Here is a 24,276-nt window from a genome sequence, read left to right as displayed (position 1 = left end):
TCTACTCACTCCTCTTTTCGTTCGATTCTTTGCTCGAGCCGTCACTCGGGCCCTCGTTCAAATCGTTCGCGCCGCCTTTGCGCGGCAGACGGCCGGCAATCGTCTCGCGCAGTGCGCACCATTTATCCGCCAGGCACACAATCCATGCCTCACGACACGTCGGCGGCACCGGCACCAGCGGAAACATATGGCGCGCGATGATATTCCGCTCGCGCGACGTCAGCTCAAAATCTTCCTCCGCACGCGCCAGGGCAAAAAACGGGTGACGAAAGCCATGCAGTCGATGGCTTGGGTCGGGGTCGTGCCAGTCATAGAGAAAGTAATCGTGCAGCAGGGCCCCGCGCAGCAGCGATAAGCGGTCGACGGAGATACCGACGCGGCCCAGGCGCTCGGCAAAGGACAGACTTGCCCGCGCTACCGAGGTCACATGTGTATAGACCGTCACATCGCCATGTTGGATAAACTCATGCATCAGGTCCAAGCGGCCCGCCTGGGCAAGCTGACGGGCGGCATCGTCGACCTCGCGCGCGATTTTCTCGGCACGAACGGTATCGGACATGCGGCCTCCTTCCGGCGGCGCTCGGCGGCAAGCCGCAGCCTGCACGCAATGAATAAAATCATCATCGAAATTACCAGTATGGCATCGGACAAAACGTTTTGCCCCACCAGTTGGCGAATTACCGCGCCGCCGTCACATATCAAACGCCAAAATGTGCGAGACTGTCTTGTGCAATTGTGCCGGCCGAGGGAGTGCCGGCGCACGATTCACATGGAGTAACCCACAACGATGCTGCTTACGCAAACGACAACGCCCGAGGATGTCAAGGCTCTCGATTGCGCCGAGCTTCCGCTGCTCTGCGGCGAGATCCGCCACGCCATCCTCGAAAGCTCCGCCGCCGTCGGCGGGCACGTTGCCCCCAACCTGGGCGTCGTTGAGCTTACGGTTGCGCTCCATCGCGTGTTTAACTCCCCCACCGACAAAATTGTCTTTGACGTGTCGCACCAGACCTATGCCCACAAGGCGCTGACTGGGCGCGCGTACACTTATATCGACCCGGCACGCTACGGCGAGGCCTCTGGCTTTGCCAATCCCGACGAGTCCGAACACGACCTGTTCGCCATGGGCCACACCTCCACATCGGTGAGCCTGGGCTGCGGCTTGGCACACGCCCGCGATCTGGCGGGCGACAGCTACAACGTCATTACTATCATTGGCGACGGTTCGCTTTCGGGCGGTCTGGCGTTTGAGGGCTTTAACAATGCCGCCGAGCTCGACAGCAACCTGATCATCATCGTCAATGACAACGACCAGTCCATCGCCGAAAACCACGGTGGCCTGTATCGCAATCTGGCCGAGCTGCGCGCCAGCAACGGCACCTGCGAGCGCAACGTTTTCCGCGCGATGGGGCTCGACTACCGCTATCTGGACGCCGGTAACGATGTGTTGGCCCTGGTCGACGCGCTGCAGGAACTGCGCAATATCGATCATCCCATCGTGCTGCACGTCTCCACCGCCAAGGGCAAGGGCTTTGAGCCGGCCCAGAGCGACCCCGAGCGCTGGCACCACGTGGGTCCGTTTGACATGGCGACTGGGCGCAAGCTCTGCCCGGGCCATCCGAGCGAGCCTGCGCCGCGCACCTATGCCGACATTACGGGCGAGGCGCTCAGCGCCGCCATCGAGCACGATCCGCAGGTCGTGGGCATCACGGCCGCCACGCCCTACATCATGGGCTTTACACCCGAGCTTCGCGCTGCCGCCGGCAAACAGTTCGTCGATGTGGGCATTGCCGAGGAGCACGCCGTCACCTTTGCCACCGCGCTCGCCAGCGCCGGTGCCAAGCCGGTCTTTGGCGTGTACGGCACGTTTTTGCAGCGCGCCTACGACGAACTGTGGCACGACCTGTGCCTCAACGATGCCCCGGCGACGATCCTTGTATTTGGCGCGTCGATCTTTGGCACCACATCCGAGACGCATCTTTCGTTCTTTGATATTTCCATGCTGGGCGGTCTTCCCAACATGCACTACTTGGCACCGGCCTGCATGGAGGAATATCTGTCCATGCTGAGCTGGTCGCTCGACCACCGCGAGCATCCCGTAGCGATCCGTGTACCGGGCATTGGCCTGGTAAGCCGCCCCGACCTGGCGCCTGCCGAAGACACCGACTACAGCGCCGTTCGCTACAACGTGGTGCGCCAGGGCCGCGACGTGGCCGTGCTCGCACTTGGCGACTTCTTTGAGCTGGGCGAGCACGTGGCAAATCGCTTGGCTGCCGAGTACGGCATCGAGGCCACGCTCGTCAACCCTCGCTTTGCAACCAAGCTTGACCGCGAGTTCCTCGACAGCCTTGCCGCCGAGCATCGCGTTGTCGTCACCCTCGAGGACGGCATCTTGGACGGTGGCTGGGGCGAGCGTGTCGCGTGCTACTTGGCCTGCACGCCCGTGCGCACGCGCACTTTTGGCATCGCCAAGGGCTTCCCCGACCGCTACGACCCCAACGAGTTGCTCGCTCAGAACGGCATGACGGTCGAGAACATGGCCGCCGAGGCCGTAAGGCTACTCAACGAGTAAAAAACCTCCGCAAGGGAAGCACCCCTGCGGAAGTTTTTATTTTTGAGCTCAACTATCTCAATCTGTAACATCTAGGGCCCGAATTCCCGTCTAACTGTTACAGATCTATACAAGACGTCTTAGTCCCTGACCTTTGTCTCAATCTGTAACAGATAGAGACCTTCTGGCCGTCTACCTGTTACAGATCGAGACATTCGAATTCCCCTGAAGAGAAAATCTCAATCTGTAACAGTTACTCGGCAAAAATGGCTGCAGATGTTACAGATCGAGACAAAACAGCAAGGCATGCCGCTGCATCTGCAAGAACCACCACAAAGGTGCCTGTCCCTTTATGGTAGGTAGAATAACCCATAAGGTAAGTATGTTTCTGAGTTATTTCGTGTTGACCCATTTGAGCGCGATAGGGTATAACTCTACTCAACCGCTAGGGATTTTATTGAGAAAGGTGTTCTACCATGAGCAAAAACCTCTCCCAGCAGGTCGTTCTCGACCGCCGCGGCTTTGTCGCCGCCACCTTCGCAACCGTTGCCGGCCTTGGTCTTGCCGGCTGCTCCGACACCAGCGCCGAGGCCGACAAGGGTTCCGCCGCCGGCTCCTCCAAGAGCTCCGAAGATACCGAGGCTTCCACCATACTCGATGCCAAGGCATTCGACAAACTCGTCGACAACGGCCCCAAGGCCGATGACGACGCCATCGCCGCCAGCACCTGGGCCACGGCCGTCAAGGACGCCGGTGTCTTTAAGATCGGTGGCGTTCAGACCTCCACACTTTTCTCCCTCCTCAACGAGAAAGACGGTCAGACCCGCGGCTTCGACGCCGGTATCGCACAGCTCCTGTCCAACTACATTCTGGGCGAGAACAAGGTCGAGATCACCCAGGTGACCTCGGACACGCGCGAGTCCGTCCTGCAGAACGGCCAGGTCGACGCTGTCTTTGCCACCTACACCATCACTGACGAGCGCAAGAAGCTCGTCTCCTTCGCCGGTCCCTACTACTACACCCAGCAGGCTATCCTGGTGCTCGCCGACAACGACGACATCAAGAGCGTCGACGACCTGGCCGACAAGAACGTCGCCGTCCAGTCCGGCTCCAACGGCCCCGCCATCCTGGAGGAGTTCGCCCCCAAGGCCAGCCAGCAGGAGTTCAAGACCGACGAGGAGGCCCGCCAGGCACTCCAGCAGGGCCGCGTTGACGCCTACGTCATCGATAACAACATGCAGCAGAGCGCCCTGGTCCGCGAGCCCGGTAAGTACAAGATCGCCGGCAAGCCCTTCGGCAGCAAGGAGCCCTATGGTATCGGCCTGCCGCTCGATTCCGACGGCGTCGCCTTTGTCAACGACTTCCTTAAGAAGATCGAGGACGACGGCACCTGGACCGAGCTGTGGCAGATCTGCATTGGCGACCGTACGGGCGACACCAATGTTCCCGAGCTGCCCGAGATCGGCGCCTAGGCAGCGAGCCTAGTAACGGCCGCTACGAAACCATACGGAAACGCACGATGCGCTTTATTGCGCTAAACTGTTTCCTCACTGAGTTGTCGGGGCTTCCGTACACACGGGAGCCCCTTTCCTTACCGGCGGGAGGTCCGCATGAGTCTCTCCGAGCTCTGGTCGCTCTATGGCCAGAACTATATCGACGCGCTGCTAGCAACCTGGGGCATGACGCTTGAGTCGTTTGCCATCGCCATGGTGCTGGCCGTCGCCGTCACCGTGATGCGCGTGTCGCCGCTCAAGCCGCTGCGCGTCTTTGGCGACCTGTATGTCCAGGTCTTCCGTAACATCCCCGGCATCGCGCTGCTCATTATCGTCGTCTACGCGCTGCCGCCGCTCAAGGTCGTCCTGCCCTACCGCACCTGCGTCATCGTCGCCACAGTGCTCTTGGGTTCTGCCTTTGGCTCCGAGAACTTTATGAGCGGCATCAACACCGTCGGTGTCGGCCAGGTGGAAGCCGCCCGCTCGCTGGGCATGAGCTTCAGCCGTATCCTCGCCAAGATCGTGATTCCGCAGGCGCTGCGCTCGAGCGTGCTGCCCATGACCAACCTCTTTATCGCCGTCATGCTCACCACCGCGCTCGGCAGTCAGGTGCCGCTTAAACCGCAGGAGCTCACCGGCGTGGTGAGCTACATCAACACGCGCTCGCTCGGCGGCGTCGCCGCGTTCTTTATCTCGGCGCTCGGCTACCTGGGCACGGCCTTTGTGGTGAGCCACATTGGCAACTATATCGATAAGAAGGTGAGGATCCTCCGATGAGCAAGCACTCCACCTCCGCGCTCACCATGCGCGATGCGCTCTACGAGGCTCCCGGCCCCAAGATGCGCGCCAAGATTCGCGTCGGCACCGCCATCTCACTTGTTGCCGTGGCCGCGCTCATCGCTCTGGTACTGCAGCGCTTTTATGTGACCGGCCAGCTTTCGGTCCATTACTGGTACTTCTTTACGCACCTCACCACCTGGAAGTTTTTGCTTGCCGGCTTTGAGGGCACCGTTAAGGTCGCGCTCACCGCCGGCGCCATCGCACTGGTGCTGGGCTTGGCCCTTATGCTCGGCCGCACGAGCGACATCAAGCCACTGCAGCTGGTCTGCCGCGTGCTCACCGATTTCTTCCGCGGCGTGCCGAGCCTGCTGTTCATCTACTTCTTCTTTTTGGTGCTGCCCCAGTACAAGATCGCGCTGCCGTCGTTTTGGATGCTTACGCTTCCCGTCGCGCTCGCTGCAGCCGGCGTGCTTGCCGAGATCTTCCGCGCCGGCGTAAACGCCGTGCCGCGCGGCCAGGTCGAGGCCGCCCAGGCGCTCGGTCTCTCCAAGGCTAAAATCACCTTTAAAATCGTGCTGCCGCAGGCTATTCGATTTATTATTCCGTCGTTGATTTCGCAGCTTGTGGTCGTCGTCAAAGACACCACCGTCGCCTACGTGGTGAGCTACCCCGACCTTATGCAAAACGCCCGCGTGCTCATTACCAACTACGACGCCCTCGTGTCGGTCTACCTGGTGATCGCGGTCATCTATATCCTCATCAACGTCGCAATCAACAAGGCCGCTGTCTACGTTTCGCACAAGACCGGCGCGACCATCATTCGCTAACGATTTACCATTTCGAGTCATAAGGAGCCGAGCACCATGGCACAGAGCACTTCTTCTACCGGTAATCAGCCGCTGATCGAGCTCAAGCACGTCGATAAGCACTATGGCGATCTGCACGTCCTCAACGACATCAATCTCTCGGTCGACCGCGGCGAAGTCGTCGTCGTGATCGGCCCCTCGGGCTCGGGCAAGTCGACCATGTGCCGAACCATCAACCGCCTGGAAACCATCGACTCGGGCGAGATCCTCATCGAGGGCGAGCCTCTGCCGCAGGAAGGCAAGGATCTTGCCCGCATGCGCGCCGAGCTGGGCATGGTGTTTCAGCAGTTCAACCTGTTCGCGCATATGACGGTGCTGCAGAACGTCATGCTGGGGCCGGTCGACGTGCTGGGCGTGTCCAAGGAGGAAGCTCGTGAGCGCGCCATGGACCTGCTGAGCCGCGTGGGCGTTGCCGAACAGGCCGACAAGGTGCCCGCTCAGCTCTCGGGCGGCCAGCAGCAGCGCGTGGCCATTGCCCGCTCGCTCGCCATGCAGCCCAAGGCCATGCTCTTCGACGAGCCCACGAGTGCCCTTGACCCCGAGATGATCAACGAGGTGCTCGAGGTCATGGTCCGCCTGGCCCAGCAGGGCATGACGATGATCGTCATTACGCACGAGATGAACTTCGCCCGCCGCGTTGCCGACCGCGTCGTGTTTATGGCCGACGGCCAGATCGTGGAAACCGGCACGCCCGACGAGTTCTTCGACCATCCCCAGACCAAGCGCGCCCAAGACTTCCTCAACTCCATCAAGGGCCACTAGCCCAATTGCCATATCCGCTCGCCATGACCATCCAAACTCGAAAGCAACACCTATGATCGGAACTCGCACTTCATCGTCATACACCCCGCACGTCAACGTCGACCCCGCCGACCGTCCGCTCATCCTGGTGGCGCCGCGCTGGGAAGAGGCGAAGCCGTTTTTAAGCGAAACGCTCTCCCCCAACGAGGAAATCGCAAGTGTCTTTGTCGATGCCATCCTTGCCGCCGGCGGCCTGCCGCTGCAGATGTCCATCACCGAGGACATTGAGGTCATCCGTCATTACGTCGATATCGCCGACGGCATCGCCATTCCCGGCGGCCCCGATGTCAACCCCAAACGTTGGGGCGATGATCGACCCTACGACCCCACCCTCTGCTGCGAGATCCGCGATAGCTTTGAGTTTAAGCTGGTCGGCGAGGTACTCCGCGCCAAAAAGCCGCTCTTTACCACCTGCCGCGGCACGCAGTTGCTCAATGTCGCCACTGGCGGCACCCTGTGCATGGACGTGCCGAGCCTGGGCGCTCGCGAGGGCCGCACGCAGTGGCGCCATAGCCACGTGCTCAACGACCCCGTGCATCCCGTCGAGGTCGTGCCGGGCTCGCTGTTGGAGCGCGCGCTTGGCGGGCACAGGCTGATCCAGACCAACTCCGCACACCACTGCTGCGTCGATCATCTGGGTAAGAGCACGCGTTTGGTCGCCAAGGCAACCGACGGCGTTCCCGAGTGCATCGAGGTCGAAGGCCAGCCATTCTGCTTGGGCGTGCAATGGCACCCTGAGTACACGTGGAAGACGCTCGAGACCGACTTTAACCTGTGGAAGTCGTTTGTCGAAGCAGCGGCCAAGGTAAAGCAGGCCCGCTAGCTCGCGAACCACTCAGGTTAAAGCCTCCTAAGCCAGGGGGGCGGACACCAGCTACGGTGCCCGTCCCCCTGTATTTGATATGCTCGGTATGATTATCCCTCACAAACAATCAGAGAAATCTCGACCGCAATCGGTCGACAGTAAAGCAAATGGCAACAACGCTTGCTACGTTTATGAGACAGTCAATTAAAATCGAAATGCATTGACCATTCCCCAACGGGGTCACGCCGCAAATCCACATGAGCATCGAGGCTGGAAGCGGAAGCATGGAATTGGCCCAGAGCTGTATATAGATCGCTACGACGTTGACAAGCAGCAGCATGCCAATCGGACCGAAGCCGGCCCCAAAATAGGAAACAGCGATCACGCAAGAGACCACATATGCAAGACAGACGGCACTCGCCAGAAGAAGTCGATAGCAAAATATATTCAGGTTGAAATACTGTTGAGCATCCAAAACGATCGTGCAATTAAGGCAGTACAAAACGACACTCGACAGGATAAAAGCGCCCAAAAGCGCGAAAGAAGACAGCGTCGCTCGCGCAACGATAGCGCACACACGCTTCCCTCCCCGAGCCTCCGACAACCCCCACGGTTCCTCAATAAAGCCCGAACTGACAAAGCGCGGTACAATGCAAGCCGCGATGAACGGAAAGAACAATGCATGAGCCAACGGGGCTACGTTGAACAGCAGACCACGAAAAACCTCTGCATTACCAAATAGAAGGACATCCTCCGCCGATAGCGGAAGCGTCGGGTCTGGGAAAAAGCCCAAGAAACTGTTCTCACGGAGGCTACAGAACCACATCGGGAAAGAATTAAGCTGCAATATCACCATGTACGCATAAATTACCAGGATTAAGGCGTACGCCCATTTGCTCACATGCTTCAATTCTGACTGGAGAAGTCTTTTAATCTGACGAGCCATTGAGCACACCCCCAGCGCGAAAGCTCAAGAGAGCGTAAATCAATACCGATAGACAGCTGGCTGCCACGCCATATCCCAGAAGCGTCAGCTGCCCCATATCGCTATACCCAAGGGCACATCCGACTCCAAGGTACGGCCCCGGAAGGAAGAAGATCCATCGCAAGGATGGTATAGGTGCCTGAAGGAAGGCTCCGTAGAGCGTCAAGCTCATGACAAATCCAACTATCACCACGGCCCCGCTCAATACAGCGCTGCCCGTTATCCGATAGATGGTCACCGTCTCCAGCGCAACCGATATCACCAATACGGCGTTGACTACCATTGCAGGCAAAAATACAGTTAGTATGTTGTGCGAGTAGTTATGCCCTCCACGTATTATGGCTATTGCAAAAAGAAGAAGGCAAAGCGCGCTATACGCTGCGCCAATTATTAAAGCAGACGAAAATGCATGGGCTAGAGCCCCATAAAAGCGGTTGAGACCTCTTGCCGAAGAAATTCGGTGCCCCTCTTTATAGCCATGCTCCTGTAAAAGCACCAAACAAACGATGAGTGGAACGAACAGGGATGTACCGGCAAAAGCGCTGCGCGCAAGGGACTCATCAGGCGCAGAAGGATCGATTGCATTCCAGAGGAAACCAATATCCTCCCCACAAACGCCATAGCCAAAGACGAGCAACGTTGTTCCGTTTTTTAGAAAGATGCCGAAGAGAAGGCCGAACGTCAGCATAAGCGCAAGACCAAACTGCGCCGGAAATATCCTGTGCAAACGCATCATATCCGCCTTTATGGGATGGATCGCCCGCTTCATAGCGAGACCGCCTTCATCAAGCGCCTGTAATACTCTTTTAGGGACGACGCCTCATCCCTTATGACGTCCATCGATTCCTTTTTTAGCAGTTCGCCGTCATGAATAAACAGGCAGCTTGTTGCAACCGATGCCAACTCATCCAAATCATGACTAGAGATGAGCATGGTCTTACCCTGCTCTCGATTCAATCGACCGATAAGGGCCCATATACTCTCGATGCCCAGCGGATCCAATCCATTTGCCGGCTCATCGAAAATTAGTACGTCGGTGTCGCCCAATAAAGCCGTAGCTATATCCAGTCGCCGTTTCATTCCCAGAGAAAAACTGCCTACGCTCTTTTTCTCATCGATGTCCAGCCCGACTAGGCCCAAGACGCGAGGAACCTCACGTTTCTCATCGAGCCCCCATTCCGCACATCGGATCCGAAGATTCTCAGCCGCACTGAGAGATTGGTATGCTCCGCAGGAATCTGGCACATAGCCGACACGCGTCCGCATCAAGCTCAGCTCTTTTTTCGACTTGCCTCCAAAGAGCTCCACGCTCCCCGACGATGGCTCACAGAGGCCCAGCACTATTTTAATAAGCGTGCTTTTGCCCGCCCCGTTTGCACCAACAAGGGCGCAAAGCTCAGACTGATCCACCTCGAAGGAAACGTCATGCAAAACGCGGCGCCTCCCATAGCGCTTTGACACCCTTGATAGCCTTATCGTCGATGCGTTCATTGGCCTCCCGTTCCGCTTGATAGCAAAACCGCTCATATCGTTCCTTCTTTACTTTATCGTTTTCCATAGTTGTTATTGTTTTTCGATAACTCATATTTGTCAAGATAATCTAAAAGAAAGAACCCGTGTTAGACACGGGTCCCTTCACGCTGATATTTCGTTTTAGTTGTTCGCCTTAAGCTACTCGTCGCTCAAATCGACAGCAAAGACTGATGTCGGAAGCGACGCCTCATTGCCTCCGCCGTCCCGCATCTGCCTCACAACGTTTTTTGCACGCTCAACAATAAGCTCCTCAAGCTCTTTCTCACTCACGCGCTGAATAATATCTCCCGGTTGACAATCAAGCTCATCACAGATATCGAGGAGCGTCTTTAGGCGAATAGCTTTTATCTTTCCGTTTCTAAGCTTTGAAATATTAGCCGGAGTATGCCCCGTCGCCCGAATCAGATCAGCACTGGTCTTTCCGGTCTTAAGCAGCTGCGTCTCAAGCTCGATGATGAGATAGCTCATGTTTCCTCCTACACAAGCTCGTCAGACTGCTCTTGGAGCAGCGAGGCATAACTCCAGATCGCCGAGATAAATAAACAGACAACTGCGCCGATAAACGACCCCGCATCAAAGGTAGCGCCTTGGCAAATCTCAATAACGAAGGAATGAGGCACGATGTAAAGCTCCAGTCCGCCAATGGTGAGATTGACCGATCCATAGGCACCAACAAGCGAAACCGCGGCGTTAACAGCAAAGGCAAGCGCGAGAACACGGATAAGCCGCACATGCGTCTTGGTAAAGGGCGAGACGCCTCGCGAGATGTTACGGCTGATCCCGCACAGAACGACAAGCGAAATACCCATAACAAGCGCCATGCACAGTCCGCTTGGGATAACGATGCACCCGCCATCGAGAAGCGTCACGACACCGAAAGAATCGACAGAAGCAACGTTTGTAACCGCATACCAGATCACGTAAACAACCAACGCGGCAAAAGCGACGAGCATCCCTGCAAAAACGGCTGCCATGCAAAAACCGAGCTTCCTGATATTTTCGCCCGCCTTGGCCATACGCTGAACGCTGTTGGACATACACTCACCCTCATCGACTCTATCGTTATTCGAACAGTTTATCGAACAACGATATGGATTGCATGCGGAAAGCCCCGACAGTGTGCATAGGCAATTCACTAATCAGAAGAGGTGAGCGTGGATTTTTGGACACGTATCGAACGAGCGTGGATAATCTCCCACTTTGAGGCCGCCACCGGGCCTAAAACGGGAGATTATCCACGCTCATAGTCATCAAGGCTCACAGCCTCTTACTCGGCCGCCTCGCGCAGAGCCGACATCGTAGCCGCATATTGCTGCTGCAACGCATGCATCCCCTCGCGGGCGCCGTCAACGGCATCAGCGCCGCGCAGCGCTTCGGTTACCACGACCGCCGGCTCGTACAGATTATCGAATCCCAGGTTCTGGCTCACGCCCTTGAGCGTGTGCGCTGCCATAAACGCACTCTCGGCGTCTCCTGCCGCCATGGCAGCCTCCAGCTTGTCCATGCTCTCGTCATCCAAAAACTTGAGGGCAAAGCGGGCAAGCATTTCCCCGCCCATCAGCCGAGCGCACGCGTCGTCATAATTAGCGCCGATCTTCTCATACGCCTCACGCATGGAAATCATGGATTAAAAACTCCTTTGGTCAAACTAAATCGTGGGAAACGCGACGACGTCGGCGGGGCGTGCCAACGTCTCGGCAATTTGGTCTTGCACCTCGAGCAGGCAATCGAGCAGCAGCGGGTTAAAGGTGCCGCACTTACCGTCCAGGATCATCTGGATCGCCTCCTCGTGCGGGATAGCGTCCTTGTACACGCGCACGCTCGTCAGTGCATCGTACACGTCAGCCACCGAAACCACCTGCGCGGCGATGGGAATTTCGTCGCCCTTAAGGCCATCGGGATAACCCTTGCCGTCCCAGCGCTCGTGATGCCAACGCGCAATCTGGTACGCATATTCCATAAGCGCATTGCCGGCGTGATGGCTGCCCAGCTCGAGCAGCATGTTGGCGCCAATCGTGGTATGCGTCTTCATAATCTCGAATTCCTCGGGCGTGAGGCGCCCGGGCTTGTTGAGGATCGCATCGTCAATCGACATCTTGCCGATATCGTGCAGCGCCGAAGCCAGGGCGATCGTGGAGCGTTCCTCATTGTCGAGGGAGATCGTGCCGCTACGCTGGACCAGATAGCCAAGCAGCAGCTCGGTCAGCTTTTCGATGTTCGTAACGTGCCTACCGCTCTCGCCGTTGCGAAGCTCCATGACGCCGGCCATGATGTCGATGAGCATGCGACTGTTCTTGACGCGCTCGTTGTACTGTTGGGACAGCAGGTTCGTCAGGCGGCGCTGTTTGGCGTACAGGCGGATGGTGTTGCTTACGCGGCGGCGCACGACACGGGAGTCAAACGGGCGGTTGATATAGTCTGAGGCGCCCAGCTCGTACGCGCGCAGAACCGCATCATCGGAATCTTCGCTCGAAATCATGATGACAGGCAGATTATCGATACCCGATCGGCGCGACAGATCGGCCAGCACCTCAAAGCCGCTTATGCCCGACATCACAATGTCCAGCAGCACGAGCGACAACTCATCGCCATAGCGGTCGACCATGTCGAGCGCCGCACGACCGTTATCGGCCTCGAGGATGCAATGCTCGTCCTTGAGCATCTCGCTGAGAATGGCTCGGTTCATCTCGGAGTCATCGGCGATAAGCACCAAAGGCTTTTCGCTTTGGAAGGCCTCGATGGAATCGGCATCGGTCACGACCGTACCGGCTTTTGCCTTAGCGCGGCTCAGTAACTGAGCAGCGCGGCCAACGCCCTCATCGACCGTCTCGCCATGAATGCGAACGCCACCAACACATGCCGTCAAGCTCACGTACTCATGGCCCGGAATAATCGTGGAATGAACGGCATCGGACACCTGATGCAGGCGACGGGTGAAGTCATCGGAGGGAATATTGGGCATGACAACCACAAACTTGTCGCAGCCATAGCGCACAAGCTCGTCAGTCGAACGGATTCCGCTGCGTATGGCTGTCGCCACAGCACCGAGCGCAAGGTCGCCGGCATGACGGCCACACGTATCGTTGAAGGCCCTAAAATCATCAACGTCGATCATCGCAACGCCGGCATTCATGCGGGCGCTGCGAAGCTTTTCCTCGTAATATCGGCGATTGCGCACGCTCGTCAGCACGTCGGTGTAGACAAGGTCCTCTTCCGCGGCCTCTTGCTCATCAATCGGACGCACCATCAGCAAGACGTGAGGCTCGCCCTCGACCTTCAGAGGGCGTAGACGGGCGCGGTACTCAGTGCCATCATTGAGCAGTTGCTCCGACACCTCATCGGAGTCTGCCAAAGCCTCAAGACTCGACTGACGCAGACAAGGGCAGCGATCGCCGGCGAGCAAGCAGTTAGGCTCACTCTTAATCTGATCGGCCGACAGTAAACGCACCACGGGGTAGGTCTTCGCGACGCGGGCGACCTCGACGGCAGCCTCCTCGTCGGTTAGATTGACCTCGTGAGTATTGAGCATATGGGGCCCTTTCGATAGTTTCGCATGGAGCGGTGGGTTCCAAATGTTACAAGGGTAACACCTTGTCGATGCAGGTAAGTACGTGAATGCTGCCACATTCTTATGAGTTGGCAGACGGCGCGATTGAAGCCGCAGACGCGAGGTTTTGAGCACGTTTGTTAATACGGCCGAAACGTTTGCGGATGAAGCCTGCTTTGGCTATTGCGGATGCTAGAGCCCCAGGATGCCACGGACAGCCCGGGCAGCCGCTGCCGGGCGATCGCGCAGACCGTTATGCGCGCCCGGGATCGTCACGAGAGGGCAATCGAGATATTCGGCAGCCGCTCGCGTGCCAGCCTCGCGGGGCGTGCCAATCGAGAGCTCGCCTAGGAGCACGGCGGCCACCGTTTTCGACGCGCGAACGCTATCCCAATCGGGAACGCAGGTCATAGTAATCCCGTATTCGTTTGCCATGAAACTGCGGCCGTTGCGCAGGGCATGCTTGGCTTCTGCCTCGGTCGTTCCAGGAGCCTCGGGGTCCAAGTCGCCGAGGGCTCCCAAGAAAAGCCGGAGCGCCCTTGAAACCTTTCCAGCCGCAATCATATCGAGCAAAACCGGAGCTGCGCCCATGCCGACGCCTTCGGCCGACACAGCCGGCTCATGCAGAATCGCACGGGCGACGAGATGGGGTTCAGTGCGAAGAAGCTCCAGCGCCACCAACGTACCGGCGCTGTGCGCAAGCACATTTGTCGGAGCGCCAACGTGTTCGATCACGGCCTGCAGGTCGGCGGCCTGAGCGGCAAGATCATAGCTGCCGTCTGCCGCTTCGCTGCTGCCACCACAGCCGCGGCGGTCGTAGGCAATGACGCGGTAGTCACAGGCGAGCTCGCGGGCGATACCGTCAAAAAAGACGCCGTCAACACAAGCGCCGTGCACGCACACCAAGGCAGGAGTATCAGGCGACACATCCGGGCCGGCATATTCGCGACAGGCAATCGTGGTGCCCGCATTCTCGACCGTAAAATCCATGTTGTGCCCCCATCATCAATGCTCATCCAGTTGCACGTCAGCACGGTTGGATGGACCCGCATTGCTTTACGCCTTGTTAACAGATTAACTGTACCCGACCCGAGGCTTTTCATGGCACGGCATCATGAGCGACGTGAAAAAACGAAACTTGTAAAGCAAGAGCCCACACCTTGCTTTGGAGCCGATGCTATGCTTAGGCACAATTGTCTTGAGGAGCATATGCCTATGTCTACGTTTTTGAATGCCAGCCCCATCTTTGGGCCCGTTCGCAGCCGTCGCCTTGGTCTCTCGCTCGGCGTCAACATGATGCCGGCCAGCGGCAAAATCTGCACGTTCGACTGCATCTACTGCGAGAACGGCCTCAACGCCGAGCGCCCCTGCCATGAGCCGTATAACACGGCTGCCGTGGTACTCGAAGCGCTCGAGGCAAAGCTGCGCGAGATGGCAGCCGAGGGCGAGCCCCCCGATGTAATCACCTTCGCAGGCAACGGCGAGCCCACCGCCGCACCGGAGTTTCCACAGGCCATCGCCGGCGCCGTCGCGCTGCGCGATCAGCTAGCCCCCAACACCAAGATTGCCGTGCTTTCCAACGGCACGCGCGCCGACCAGCCCGCTGTGCACGATGCGCTCATGATGGTCGACGACAACATTCTTAAGCTCGATACCGTCGACCCGGCGTTTATCCAGCTGCTCGACCAGCCCGTTGGCCCCTATGACGTCGAGCACCAGATCGAGACGTTCGCAGGCTTTAACGGTCATGTCATTATCCAGACGATGTTTTTGAGCGGTGAGTACCGGGGCAAGTCTCTCGATAACACCGGCGAGGAGTACGTCGGCCCTTGGCTCGCGGCGCTCGAGCGCATTCGTCCGCAGGAGGCGACCATCTACACGGTGGCACGCGAGACGCCGGTCGCCGGCCTTGCCAAAGCAGCGCCCGAGGTGCTCGACGCCATTGCCGCGCGCGTCCAAGCCCTCGGCATTCCCTGCCAGGTGAGCTACTAGCAAAACCACGCAGCGGCTAGTGTCAGCCATCCCGCTCCATCAGTTGCGGTGATATAGTTCCTATTTGTGCTGTTAAACCGCTTAAATCGGAACTATATCACCGCAACTTTTATGGACGCGTGGGTGGGCTATACTAGCTGCGAATGAAAGGAAGTTAGCCATGTATGACAAAGGACCCGTGCCTGGCCGCAACGACGCTTGCTGGTGCGGCAGCGGCAAAAAATATAAGAAATGCCATAGCGCCTTTGATGAGCGCCTCGAACGCTTGTGGGAAGAGGGCTGGGAGGTTCTGCCCCGCACGCTCTACAAGACTCCCGCCGATATCGAGGGCATCAAGCGATCGGCCGCCATCAACGTGGGCGTGCTCGATTACGTAGGCGAGCACATCGCCGCGGGCATGACCACCAACCAGATCGACCAGATGATCTACGACTACACCGTCGAGCACGGTGGCACGCCGGCCGACCTCAACTACGAGGGCTACCCCAAGAGCGTGTGCACCTCGATCAATGATGTGGTCTGCCACGGTATCCCCTGCGATACGGACGTGCTGCACGAGGGCGACATCATCAACGTGGACTGCTCCACGATCTTGGACGGTTACTTTAGTGATTCGAGCCGCATGTTCTGCATCGGCGAGGTCTCGGCCGAGCGCCAGCGCCTGGTCGACGTCACCCGTGCCAGCGTGGAGGCGGGTCTGGCAGCCGTCAAGCCATGGCTACCGCTCTCCGTTATGGCCGAGGCAGTGCAAAAGACCGTCGAGGACGCCGGCTTTAGCGTGGTGCGCGAGTACGGCGGGCACGGCATCGGTAAGGAGTTCCACGAGGACCCGTTTGTGGGCTTTACCACCGAGGCGCCCGATGTGGACACCATCATGGCCCCGGGCATGGTCTTTACCATCGAGCCCATGGTCAACGCCGGAGCGCCCGACATCAAGATCAGCAAGGGTGACGGCTGGTGCGTGCGCACCAAGGACGGCAGCGATTCGGCCCAGTGCGAGGTACAGCTCGTGGTGACCGAGGACGGCTACGAGCTGCTGAGCTGGTAGCCGCGGATGCGCCGGATGCTGACGGGCACGCTCGTCTTGCATCCGGCGTTTTTGTTTGAACGTTTTACCTGATAAAACCTGCCAAAAATAAACCTGTCCCTTTTTGGTAGGTTGAGCGGAGAGGACTGCTTGTGAACATCCTGGTTTTGTTGCCCGTCAACAATCGCCATCGCGCAATTCTTGAGTCGAGCGCTCCGGGCGAGGACTTTATCTACACGAGCGCCGACGCCGCCACGCGCGAGCAGGTCGCCGGTGCGGACGTGATCTTGGGCAACATCGACCCTGACATGCTCACGGCATGCGAGCATCTCCAGCTGTTGCAATTGCAGACCGCCGGCTATGACGACTACCTTGCTGCTGGCACCGTGCCGGCTGACGCCAAGCTGTCTTGCTCGATCGGCGCCTACGGTCAGGCCGTAAGCGAGCACATGTTTGCCATGGTCCTTTCCATGATGAAGCGCCTGCCTGGCTACCAAGATTTACAGCGCGAACATCGCTGGGAAGACCTGGGGCCGGTCACCTCGCTCAAAAATGCCAACGTGCTGGTGCTGGGCGCGGGCGATATCGGCGGCCACTTTGCCACGCTCTGCCGCAGCATGGGTGCACACGTCCGCGGCATCAAGCGCCATCCACTCGTCTACCCCATTGTGTTTGAGGACATGGACGGCATGGACGCCCTGCCCGAGCGCCTGGCCGAGGCTGACATCGTCGCATCCTTTATGCCCAGCACGCCCGAGACCCGCGGTCTGGCGAACGCCGAGTTCTTCGCCGCGATGAAACCGGGCGCCTTCTTTGCCAACGGCGGCCGCGGCGATCTTGTGGTTGCCGACGACCTAGTTGCCGCCCTGGAATCAGGACATCTCGCCGGCGCCGCGGTCGACGTCACCGACCCCGAGCCGCTGCCTGAGACAAGCCCGTTGTGGGATACGCCCAACATGCTCATCACGCCGCACATCTCCGGCTGGTTCCACTTGGCCGCCACGCTCAACAACGTGGTCGACATCGCCGCGGAGAATCTGCGTCACCTGCAGGCCGGCGAGACCCTGCGCTGCTGGATCGAACACTAATTGTTCCGGCGTTTTGCCAAACGCCGGAACCCCTCGACGCTGCGAGCCCCATGGGTTCCGCCGTTCTAACGAACGGCGGACCGGTCGACGCTGCGAGCCCGCCGTTTGGCCAATCTGCCGTTCAATTTCAAAGGCGCGACCAGAAGGTCAGCGCCTTTTCATTTCACGGCACCTTGGCTCAAACGGCAGGCTCTCGCTGACTTTTGCTCAACCTGTGGGGTCTTCAAATTGTTAGAGCGTTGCTAAGTAATTCTTTGCGTCTTCTACGCTCATTGCTGCGACAGGCGCGTGTGAACAGAGTTTGACATCGTTGGTGACCAGTAAATCTGCTTGGGAGCGCATCGCTGCCGCAATGATTAAATCGTCTTCGTAATCGCTATGGAGATTACGCTGCTTGCTCGCCATCCATATGTCACTCAGGTCGCAGGGTACCGGCGTGGCAAGTTGCGACAACACGTCGAGGCAATCCCATGCAAGTGATGTCGCCGCCACGGCGGCATCTTGGGATAGTGAGCCATGCTCGCGCCGATACCATGCCTTATGTTCGCTTGAAATCAAATAAAACAGGTCTTTGGACGATGTCGCCGCATACAGCAAATCAACCTGCGCCGTGCATGCATCGCGTAAAAACTCAATCGCCACCGAACGACCACGTCGTGAGGGAATGAAGTAATCGAGCCACACGTTGGTGTCAACCAAGATGCGCTTTGGAGTCTCACTCATAGAGCCAGCTCATCTCCTCGCCATAGCGATCCGCATAGGCATTCCGTTTGAGCTCTTCGTCGTCCGATGGCTGAGCCTTGACCATATCGATTCCCGATTCACAGCAAGCGGCAGCGAACAGCTTCGACCCCTGATCCATAAGCTCGAGCTTACGTTTGACAGCCTTTTCGCGCTCGCGCTGTTCCGCCCGGGCACGACTGGGCAGCAGGATATCCTCGAGCGCACCGGGGCGATCGGCCAGCGACGCTGCAAGCTGCCAGAGCGCTCGCACCGCTTGGCTCGGCGTCATACCGGCCTTGGAGAGAGCGGCGTCCCCACTCCTTTTAAGATCGGCATCGAGACGTACGTTGATCTGAGCGGCTGTTGTGGTCATGACCCCTCCTTAATACTTCAAAACTATCATAAAACTCTATGGTAGATACGTAAAGCATGTATAGCATTTACAAGCATCAGCCGTACTCTGTACACAAAAAGCCGCCGAGGCACACTGCACCTCGGCGGCTACGCATCACCAATCCAGTTCGGTTTCACCTTTTGCATTCGCCCAGATAAAACCTGCCGAAATTAACATCCCTTTTTGGCAGGTTTTAGAGCTCCACGCTTTCGGCTCCGTTGATGGTCAGGTCACGCTCGTAGAAGGCGGTAAGGGCGCGGATGGCGTACATCACGTCGCGCACGCCGCCGGTCTCGTAGCTCGAGTGCATGGCCAGCTGCGGCAGGCCCACGTCCACGGCATGCATGCTCGCCTGCATATTGGACAGATTGCCGAGCGTGGAGCCGCCGGCCATATCGCTCTTGTTGGCGAAGGCCTGCGTGGGCACGTCGGCGTCATCGCAGATAGCCTGGAACACCGCGCGGCTAAAAGCATCGGTGCAGTAGTGCTGGTTGGCGGCTTCCTTGATGACGATGCCGCCGTTAAGCACAACCCGGTTGCGGGCATCGCACTTCTCGGCGTGGTTGGGGTGCACGGCATGCGCGTTGTCGCAGCTCACGAGCATCGAAGCGGCAAGTGCGCGGTGGTACGACTCGCCATCGAAGCCCAGCGACCCGTTGATGCGGCGCAGCGCGTCGGCCAAGAACGTCGACATGGCGCCCTGCTTGGTCTCGGAGCCAACCTCCTCGTTATCGAAGCAGCAGAAGACCGAAACGTCGTGCGCATTCTCGGCACCCAAAAATGCCTGCAGCGAGGTGTAGGCGCAGGCCAGGTCGTCGAGCTTGGGCGTCGAGATAAACTCGTCGGCCCAGCCCCAAATGCGCGCATCCTGACGATTGACCAGGAACAGATCGCGGCCCAGAATCTGCTCGGGCTCAACGTCCAGCTCTTCGGCGATCAGGGCATCGAAGTCACCCTGCTTAAGCTCGCCGGCGCTGATGAGCGGGCACAGGTCGACGGCTCGGTTGGGAGCAAAGCCCTCGTTAACGCCGCGGTTCATGTGGATGGCAAGGCTCGGGATGATGGCGACTTCGCGCTCGGTGGCAAGCAGGCGGCTCTCAATGCGGTCACCCTCGCGCACCAGCACGCGGCCCGCGAGCGCCAGCGGGCGATCGAACCAGGTGTAGTCGATCATGCCGCCGTAAGCCTCGGTGTTCAGGCGCAACGTCTCGCCTGCGCCATCGAGCTCGGGCACGGCCTTGACCTTAAACGTCGGCGAATCGCTGTGCGACGCCGTGAGCTGAAAATGATAGTCGCCGGCAACGCCGTCCTCGCCCCACGTAGCAGCCAGGTCCTCGCCCACCTTAAAGGCAATGACGCTCGAGGTGTTGCGCTGCGTGTAATAACGCCCGCCCGGCTCGATATCCCATGCCGCGTTCTCGGGCAGATAGGTAAAGCCCGCCTCGTCGAGCTCGGCCATAATGGTCGCCGCCGTATGGAACATGCTGGGGCATGCCTCGATAAAGTCGATAAGGTCGTTGGCGGCCTCGATATCGTCGGCCGTCACGTGCACGCGCTCGGGCGCTTCCTGATCCGTCATGCTCTCCCCTTTCGCTGGGTTGATGGTCCCCTCCAGCATACTCCGCCACGCCAGTGCCGCACGCTTCATTCCGTGCTTAATTCCGCGCCGCTCACCAAGTTGAGCCGTCATGCCCGCGCTCCTTTTGCGACAATTGCGCTAACAGGACGAGAGGAGCCGTCATGAAGCCACGTAACATTGCCATCGCCTGCGGTGTCGCGGGCGTCGCCGTCGGCCTTGCCGCTGCCACCGGCATCGTTTACCGCAAACAAATCAAGTCCGCCGCGTCGCTCAAACGCTTGACTGGCTACGCAGACGGCTATGACCTGTACGGCATCGACATCGCCTACGACTACGACCTTGACCGCATCATCGCAGCCGATGTGCGCGACGACCAGGCCTACATCGATGCCGTGGTGGCGCAGGTGCTGCCCGGTGTGCCGGCACGTGTCCAGGCGCCCCAGTTTGCCTGCAGCGCTTTTGTCGCCGTAGATGCCGAAGGCCGCGTGCGCACCGGTCGCAATTACGACTTCAAGGACGACACCTCGGCGCTGCTGGTGCGCAATCACCCGCGCGGCGGCTATGCCTCCATCGGTTTTGCGGCCCTCAACAACCTGGGCGATAATACTCCGCTTGACTCCGTCGCCGGACGTGCCGCCGCACTCATGGGCCCGTTTGCCCAGCTCGACGGTGTTAACGAATGCGGCGTATCCATTGCTGTGCTCACCCTGGATTCCAAACCCTGTGACCAGGACACGCAGCGTCCCGTCATCAATACTTCGCTCGCCATCCGCCTGGTGCTCGACCGCGCCGCCACCACGCAAGAAGCTGCCGACCTGCTTTCTGCCTACGACATGCACGCCATGGCCGGACGCGACTACCACTTCTTTATCAACGACGCCGCCGGTGATGCGCGCGTAGTAGAGTGGGATCCGCACGATCCGGACCGCGCTTTCAAAGCGACTCCTGTACGACAGGTTACGAACTTCTACGCCTGCTATGGTGACGAAGTGCTGCCCAACCAAAAGAATGGCGAGCTGGGCCATGGTAAAGAGCGCGCCGTCGCAATCGCCGATGTCCTTGACGCCCATGTCGGTGCCCAGGACGAGGCAGTCGTTTGGAAGGCCCTACGCGCTGCGGCGCAAGAACCCGATCCGGAAGACATCACCAGCAATACGCAATGGTCGGTCGTCTTTGACAATACCGAACCCGCCGCCGCCATCACGCTGCGCCGCCACTGGGGCGACGTCGACGCCTTCGCACTGTAAGGAGCTGACACCGTCGTCCTTACGCTCGTCTGACATTGCTTACATTTCTATACATTTGAGCTAACACGTTTTACCCCCGCATCAACAGTGTGCGGGGGTAAACTTATGCGCATGTTATAACTTGCCCGGAAGGATTCATAATGCTTAGGATCGGTCTTCTTACTAGTGGCGGCGACTGCCAGGCGCTCAACGCCACCATGCGCGGCATCGTCAAAACGCTCATGACCAATAGCGAAGAGCCTATCGAGATCTACGGTTTTGAGGACGGCTACCAGGGCCTTATCTACAGCAGGTTCCGCGTCATGTCGCCGGCCGATTTTAGCGGCATCCTCACCCGCGGCGGCACTATCCTGGGCACGAGCCGCACACCGTTCAAGCGTCTGGACATTCCCGAGGCTGACGGCGTCGAGAAGGTGCCCGCGATGGTCCACACCTATCACAAGCTGCAGCTCGACTGCCTGTTTATGCTGGGCGGCAACGGCTCCACCAAGACTGCCAACCGCCTGCGCGAAGAGGGCCTCAACGTTATTGCCTTGCCCAAGACCATCGATAACGACACCTGGGGCACCGAGATGACCTTTGGCTTTACGAGCGCCATCGACATCGCCACCAAGTGCATCGACGACATTCACACCACCGCTTCGAGCCATGGGCGCGTGTTCGTTATCGAGATCATGGGCCACAAAGTTGGCTGGATCCCGCTGTATGCCGGCGTCGCGGGCGGCGCGGATGTCATCTTGATCCCCGAAATCCCCTACGACATGGATAACGTCATCAAGACCATCGAGCATCGCATGGAAACCGGCAGCCGCTTTACCATCGTGGCCGTCGCCGAGGGCGCCATCTCCAAGGAGGACGCGGCACTGCCCAAGAAGGAGTACAAGAAGAAGCTCACCGAGCGTACGAGCCCGTCGATCGTCTACGACATCGCCAAGGAGATTGAGGCCAAGACCGGTCGCGAGACCCGCGTCGCCATCCCCGGTCACACGCAGCGCGGCGGCCAGCCCGACGCTCAGGACCGCATCTTTGCGACCCAGTGCGGCGTCGAGGCGGCGCTCGGCTGCCTACGCGGCGAGTTTGGCTACATGATCGCCCTGCGCGACGGCAAGATGTGCCACATGCCGCTCGAGGAGGTCGCCGGTAAGCTCAAGTTTGTCGACCCCCAGAGCGATCTGGTGCGCGAGGCCAAGGCGCTGGGCATCAGCTTCGGCGAAGAATAGCCTCGGCCGAAATCCATCCCATCGAGCCCTCCGACCCCGCCCGACGTATTTCGATTTGGCTCCTCCCTTGACTCCGTCAAAGGTCGCCAATCGAAATCGTCGGGCGGGGTCGGAGGGCCCTTCGTCTACATACTCGCCGAGGCTATTCGTCTTCTTGCTGCGGGTGCCTGGTCTGAAATTAAGTTGCGGTGAAATAGTTCCTGCTTAGCCCGCAAATGGCTGAATCTAGGAACTATTCCACCGCAACTTTTGACCCGGGCTCTTAGCTGTTGTGCGCACTAACATTTGTCATATAATTGCTGGTCATGATGGTTGCTACCGGTAGTTGCGGTAGGGTTGGGGCAGATTCTAACTAGAAATGGTGGTCGCTACCGGTTGTTCTCGGCATACTCGGCTCATTCGATTACGGTCACCACACGAAAGGAACCACCATGGATCTTGCGATGGCACAGCGCCTCGTCAATCGCCGTAAAGCTGCCGGCCTTTCTCAGGAGGCGCTTGCTGCCCAGCTGGACGTAAGCCGCCAGGCTGTTAGTAAATGGGAGCGCAGCGAGTCCTCACCCGATACCGATAACCTCATTGCGCTCGCCGCGCTGTATGGTGTGTCGTTGGACGAGCTGCTATATGGGGAGGCGGCCAACGATGCCGACGACCTGGAGGACGGTAGCGCCGATACCGAGACGGCGGATGTGGCTGACGAGGCTGAGGATTCTGCCGAGCACACCGATTGCGGCGACAAACCACTTGTCGATATTTCCCTCGCGCGCGGCATCCACGTTATTGATCCCAACAAAGGCGAAGAGGTCCATGTTGGCTGGAGCGGCATCCATGTGACCAACGAGCGCAAGGGCGAAGAGGTGCATGTGGGGCCGGGCGGCGTGCATATCGATACGCTTGAGGACGATGGACATAGCGTGCGTACCAATGACGACGGCACCGTCACCATCGACGGCGAGACGTTCTCCAGCTGGAAGGAAGCACACGACAAGCTCGACCATCATGGCAAGTATTTCCACACCAAGGTCGGACGTGCATGGAACAAGTTTCCCTTTCCCGCACTTGTCACTCTCGCCTATCTGGCGCTCGGCATTGTCTACGGCACATGGGCTACGGGACTCTTCCTCGTCTTTTTGATTCCCGTCTATTACGCGCTTGGCGACTTTATCGATCGACGCCGCCTGTCCAAGCTGATTGACGGCGTTTACCCAGCATCCGCCATTGCATGGTTTCTCTATATGTGGCTTTGCCTGGGACAGCCCCATCCTGCATGGATCATCCTCATCACGATTCCCATCGTAAAGGCGCTCATGCGCTGGTGTCGCAAACAATGGAAGTGCCGCAAGCAGGCCTAAACCGCCCCAACCAGCCAGCGCCACTCATCCGACACCGCCCGCCCTTCCAAGTTGCGGTGATATAGGGACTGTTTTGAGGCTCCAAAGCGCCAAACAGTCCGTATATCACCACAACTTACAAACAACTGGGTCAGTTCCGGCACGGAGATTAGCATTAAGCTGACCGCACGCCAAGAAAAGGGCCTATTTACTACGTTTAACTCGAGAGGGCCGACCATAGGTGACGCATAATTTCTTTCGCAAATTGACAACCGCATAGCGGAACACGGCCCGCGCCCCGTCATATGATTTCTAGC

Annotated in this window: 24 protein-coding genes; 12 read left to right on the top strand and 12 right to left on the bottom strand. The window is 58.7% G+C overall.

Annotated elements, in window-relative coordinates; translation table 11 throughout:
- Window position 1 precedes the first annotated feature (1 nt).
- Window positions 2-559: an HD domain-containing protein gene (locus PMW67_RS01350; protein WP_271738579.1), complete on the bottom strand. Its 558-nt coding sequence runs from the start codon at window positions 557-559 to the stop codon at window positions 2-4.
- Between the two features lie 228 nt (window positions 560-787).
- Between PMW67_RS01350 and PMW67_RS01345 the strand changes: the two genes are divergently transcribed.
- The 6 genes from PMW67_RS01345 to PMW67_RS01320 all read left to right on the top strand — a co-directional run bounded on the left by PMW67_RS01345 (window position 788) and on the right by PMW67_RS01320 (window position 7,311).
- Window positions 788-2,569, top strand: a complete 1,782-nt coding sequence (locus PMW67_RS01345) for a 1-deoxy-D-xylulose-5-phosphate synthase (RefSeq protein ID WP_271738578.1) — start codon at window positions 788-790, stop codon at window positions 2,567-2,569.
- 455 nt (window positions 2,570-3,024) lie between these two features.
- Complete coding sequence (locus tag PMW67_RS01340; protein WP_055251966.1) at window positions 3,025-4,020, top strand: glutamate ABC transporter substrate-binding protein; 996 nt, start codon at window positions 3,025-3,027, stop codon at window positions 4,018-4,020.
- A gap of 138 nt (window positions 4,021-4,158) precedes the next feature.
- Window positions 4,159-4,818 carry an amino acid ABC transporter permease gene (locus tag PMW67_RS01335; protein WP_022094657.1) on the top strand — a complete coding sequence of 220 codons (660 nt, stop codon included), beginning with the start codon at window positions 4,159-4,161 and terminating at the stop codon, window positions 4,816-4,818.
- Window positions 4,815-5,648, top strand: a complete 834-nt coding sequence (locus PMW67_RS01330) for an amino acid ABC transporter permease (protein WP_117758387.1) — start codon at window positions 4,815-4,817, stop codon at window positions 5,646-5,648. The genes PMW67_RS01335 and PMW67_RS01330 overlap by 4 nt, the downstream gene beginning before the upstream one ends.
- A gap of 36 nt (window positions 5,649-5,684) precedes the next feature.
- Window positions 5,685-6,449: an amino acid ABC transporter ATP-binding protein gene (locus PMW67_RS01325; RefSeq protein ID WP_089572310.1), complete on the top strand. Its 765-nt coding sequence runs from the start codon at window positions 5,685-5,687 to the stop codon at window positions 6,447-6,449.
- Between the two features lie 52 nt (window positions 6,450-6,501).
- A complete protein-coding gene (locus PMW67_RS01320) occupies window positions 6,502-7,311 on the top strand; it encodes a gamma-glutamyl-gamma-aminobutyrate hydrolase family protein (protein WP_271738577.1) in 810 nt (269 codons plus the stop codon).
- Between the two features lie 109 nt (window positions 7,312-7,420).
- Here the strand turns inward: PMW67_RS01320 and PMW67_RS01315 are convergent, their stop codons facing one another.
- The 8 genes from PMW67_RS01315 to PMW67_RS01280 all read right to left on the bottom strand — a co-directional run bounded on the left by PMW67_RS01315 (window position 7,421) and on the right by PMW67_RS01280 (window position 14,348).
- Entirely contained in the window at window positions 7,421-8,239 is an 819-nt protein-coding gene (locus PMW67_RS01315) for a hypothetical protein (RefSeq protein ID WP_271738576.1), read from the bottom strand.
- Window positions 8,223-9,047: a hypothetical protein gene (locus tag PMW67_RS01310; protein WP_271738575.1), complete on the bottom strand. Its 825-nt coding sequence runs from the start codon at window positions 9,045-9,047 to the stop codon at window positions 8,223-8,225. Before PMW67_RS01310 ends, PMW67_RS01315 begins: the two co-directional genes overlap by 17 nt.
- On the bottom strand, window positions 9,044-9,805 hold the full coding sequence (locus PMW67_RS01305; protein ID WP_271738574.1) for an ABC transporter ATP-binding protein: 762 nt from the start codon (window positions 9,803-9,805) through the stop codon (window positions 9,044-9,046). Before PMW67_RS01305 ends, PMW67_RS01310 begins: the two co-directional genes overlap by 4 nt.
- 144 nt (window positions 9,806-9,949) lie before the next feature.
- The gene (locus PMW67_RS01300) at window positions 9,950-10,279 is read right to left on the bottom strand and encodes a helix-turn-helix domain-containing protein (protein WP_089572320.1); all 330 of its coding nucleotides are present in this window, start codon (window positions 10,277-10,279) and stop codon (window positions 9,950-9,952) included.
- A gap of 8 nt (window positions 10,280-10,287) precedes the next feature.
- Window positions 10,288-10,848 (bottom strand): hypothetical protein, encoded by a 561-nt coding sequence (locus PMW67_RS01295; protein ID WP_118449204.1) that lies wholly within the window; start codon window positions 10,846-10,848, stop codon window positions 10,288-10,290.
- A 230-nt stretch (window positions 10,849-11,078) separates the two neighbouring features.
- Complete coding sequence (locus PMW67_RS01290; RefSeq protein WP_117584145.1) at window positions 11,079-11,435, bottom strand: Hpt domain-containing protein; 357 nt, start codon at window positions 11,433-11,435, stop codon at window positions 11,079-11,081.
- Between the two features lie 24 nt (window positions 11,436-11,459).
- Entirely contained in the window at window positions 11,460-13,340 is a 1,881-nt protein-coding gene (locus PMW67_RS01285) for a diguanylate cyclase (protein ID WP_271738573.1), read from the bottom strand.
- A 210-nt stretch (window positions 13,341-13,550) separates the two neighbouring features.
- On the bottom strand, window positions 13,551-14,348 hold the full coding sequence (locus PMW67_RS01280; protein WP_117637637.1) for an alpha/beta fold hydrolase: 798 nt from the start codon (window positions 14,346-14,348) through the stop codon (window positions 13,551-13,553).
- Between the two features lie 225 nt (window positions 14,349-14,573).
- Here PMW67_RS01280 and PMW67_RS01275 point away from each other — a divergent pair, with 225 nt between their 5' ends.
- From PMW67_RS01275 to PMW67_RS01265, 3 genes are all read left to right on the top strand, one after another.
- On the top strand, window positions 14,574-15,350 hold the full coding sequence (locus PMW67_RS01275; RefSeq protein WP_271738572.1) for a radical SAM protein: 777 nt from the start codon (window positions 14,574-14,576) through the stop codon (window positions 15,348-15,350).
- A 160-nt stretch (window positions 15,351-15,510) separates the two neighbouring features.
- Complete coding sequence (gene map / locus PMW67_RS01270; protein WP_055286839.1) at window positions 15,511-16,398, top strand: type I methionyl aminopeptidase; 888 nt, start codon at window positions 15,511-15,513, stop codon at window positions 16,396-16,398.
- Between the two features lie 131 nt (window positions 16,399-16,529).
- A complete protein-coding gene (locus PMW67_RS01265; protein WP_117648266.1) occupies window positions 16,530-17,465 on the top strand; it encodes a D-2-hydroxyacid dehydrogenase in 936 nt (311 codons plus the stop codon).
- Between the two features lie 231 nt (window positions 17,466-17,696).
- Here PMW67_RS01265 and PMW67_RS01260 read toward each other — a convergent pair whose 3' ends face one another.
- The 3 genes from PMW67_RS01260 to PMW67_RS01250 all read right to left on the bottom strand — a co-directional run bounded on the left by PMW67_RS01260 (window position 17,697) and on the right by PMW67_RS01250 (window position 20,161).
- The gene (locus tag PMW67_RS01260; RefSeq protein ID WP_271738571.1) at window positions 17,697-18,188 is read right to left on the bottom strand and encodes a type II toxin-antitoxin system VapC family toxin; all 492 of its coding nucleotides are present in this window, start codon (window positions 18,186-18,188) and stop codon (window positions 17,697-17,699) included.
- On the bottom strand, window positions 18,181-18,561 hold the full coding sequence (locus PMW67_RS01255) for a translation repressor RelB (protein WP_158549108.1): 381 nt from the start codon (window positions 18,559-18,561) through the stop codon (window positions 18,181-18,183). Before PMW67_RS01255 ends, PMW67_RS01260 begins: the two co-directional genes overlap by 8 nt.
- A gap of 214 nt (window positions 18,562-18,775) precedes the next feature.
- Window positions 18,776-20,161, bottom strand: coding sequence for a M18 family aminopeptidase (locus PMW67_RS01250; RefSeq protein WP_271738570.1), 1,386 nt, complete (start codon window positions 20,159-20,161; stop codon window positions 18,776-18,778).
- Between the two features lie 161 nt (window positions 20,162-20,322).
- Between PMW67_RS01250 and PMW67_RS01245 the strand changes: the two genes are divergently transcribed.
- From PMW67_RS01245 to PMW67_RS01235, 3 genes are all read left to right on the top strand, one after another.
- Complete coding sequence (locus PMW67_RS01245) at window positions 20,323-21,408, top strand: carcinine hydrolase/isopenicillin-N N-acyltransferase family protein (protein ID WP_271738569.1); 1,086 nt, start codon at window positions 20,323-20,325, stop codon at window positions 21,406-21,408.
- A gap of 140 nt (window positions 21,409-21,548) precedes the next feature.
- Window positions 21,549-22,628: a 6-phosphofructokinase gene (locus PMW67_RS01240; RefSeq protein ID WP_271730252.1), complete on the top strand. Its 1,080-nt coding sequence runs from the start codon at window positions 21,549-21,551 to the stop codon at window positions 22,626-22,628.
- Between the two features lie 431 nt (window positions 22,629-23,059).
- Window positions 23,060-23,980 carry a helix-turn-helix domain-containing protein gene (locus PMW67_RS01235; protein ID WP_271738568.1) on the top strand — a complete coding sequence of 307 codons (921 nt, stop codon included), beginning with the start codon at window positions 23,060-23,062 and terminating at the stop codon, window positions 23,978-23,980.
- Window positions 23,981-24,276 lie beyond the last annotated feature (296 nt).

This window comes from Collinsella aerofaciens, assembly GCF_028209395.1.
GTDB lineage: Bacteria > Actinomycetota > Coriobacteriia > Coriobacteriales > Coriobacteriaceae > Collinsella > Collinsella aerofaciens_AZ.
The sequence above is the reverse complement of the archived record's forward strand: the minus strand, read 5'-3'. Positions and strand labels throughout refer to the sequence as shown.

Coding starts and splice junctions, on each gene's coding strand:
- PMW67_RS01350 (WP_271738579.1), bottom strand. CDS start 559: ATGTCCGATACCGTTCGTGCCGAGAAAATCGCGCGCGAGGTCGACGAT.
- PMW67_RS01345 (WP_271738578.1), top strand. CDS start 788: ATGCTGCTTACGCAAACGACAACGCCCGAGGATGTCAAGGCTCTCGAT.
- PMW67_RS01340 (WP_055251966.1), top strand. CDS start 3,025: ATGAGCAAAAACCTCTCCCAGCAGGTCGTTCTCGACCGCCGCGGCTTT.
- PMW67_RS01335 (WP_022094657.1), top strand. CDS start 4,159: ATGAGTCTCTCCGAGCTCTGGTCGCTCTATGGCCAGAACTATATCGAC.
- PMW67_RS01330 (WP_117758387.1), top strand. CDS start 4,815: ATGAGCAAGCACTCCACCTCCGCGCTCACCATGCGCGATGCGCTCTAC.
- PMW67_RS01325 (WP_089572310.1), top strand. CDS start 5,685: ATGGCACAGAGCACTTCTTCTACCGGTAATCAGCCGCTGATCGAGCTC.
- PMW67_RS01320 (WP_271738577.1), top strand. CDS start 6,502: ATGATCGGAACTCGCACTTCATCGTCATACACCCCGCACGTCAACGTC.
- PMW67_RS01315 (WP_271738576.1), bottom strand. CDS start 8,239: ATGGCTCGTCAGATTAAAAGACTTCTCCAGTCAGAATTGAAGCATGTG.
- PMW67_RS01310 (WP_271738575.1), bottom strand. CDS start 9,047: ATGAAGCGGGCGATCCATCCCATAAAGGCGGATATGATGCGTTTGCAC.
- PMW67_RS01305 (WP_271738574.1), bottom strand. CDS start 9,805: ATGAGCGGTTTTGCTATCAAGCGGAACGGGAGGCCAATGAACGCATCG.
- PMW67_RS01300 (WP_089572320.1), bottom strand. CDS start 10,279: ATGAGCTATCTCATCATCGAGCTTGAGACGCAGCTGCTTAAGACCGGA.
- PMW67_RS01295 (WP_118449204.1), bottom strand. CDS start 10,848: ATGTCCAACAGCGTTCAGCGTATGGCCAAGGCGGGCGAAAATATCAGG.
- PMW67_RS01290 (WP_117584145.1), bottom strand. CDS start 11,435: ATGATTTCCATGCGTGAGGCGTATGAGAAGATCGGCGCTAATTATGAC.
- PMW67_RS01285 (WP_271738573.1), bottom strand. CDS start 13,340: ATGCTCAATACTCACGAGGTCAATCTAACCGACGAGGAGGCTGCCGTC.
- PMW67_RS01280 (WP_117637637.1), bottom strand. CDS start 14,348: ATGGATTTTACGGTCGAGAATGCGGGCACCACGATTGCCTGTCGCGAA.
- PMW67_RS01275 (WP_271738572.1), top strand. CDS start 14,574: ATGTCTACGTTTTTGAATGCCAGCCCCATCTTTGGGCCCGTTCGCAGC.
- map (WP_055286839.1), top strand. CDS start 15,511: ATGTATGACAAAGGACCCGTGCCTGGCCGCAACGACGCTTGCTGGTGC.
- PMW67_RS01260 (WP_271738571.1), bottom strand. CDS start 18,188: ATGAGTGAGACTCCAAAGCGCATCTTGGTTGACACCAACGTGTGGCTC.
- PMW67_RS01255 (WP_158549108.1), bottom strand. CDS start 18,561: ATGACCACAACAGCCGCTCAGATCAACGTACGTCTCGATGCCGATCTT.
- PMW67_RS01250 (WP_271738570.1), bottom strand. CDS start 20,161: ATGACGGATCAGGAAGCGCCCGAGCGCGTGCACGTGACGGCCGACGAT.
- PMW67_RS01245 (WP_271738569.1), top strand. CDS start 20,323: ATGAAGCCACGTAACATTGCCATCGCCTGCGGTGTCGCGGGCGTCGCC.
- PMW67_RS01240 (WP_271730252.1), top strand. CDS start 21,549: ATGCTTAGGATCGGTCTTCTTACTAGTGGCGGCGACTGCCAGGCGCTC.
- PMW67_RS01235 (WP_271738568.1), top strand. CDS start 23,060: ATGGATCTTGCGATGGCACAGCGCCTCGTCAATCGCCGTAAAGCTGCC.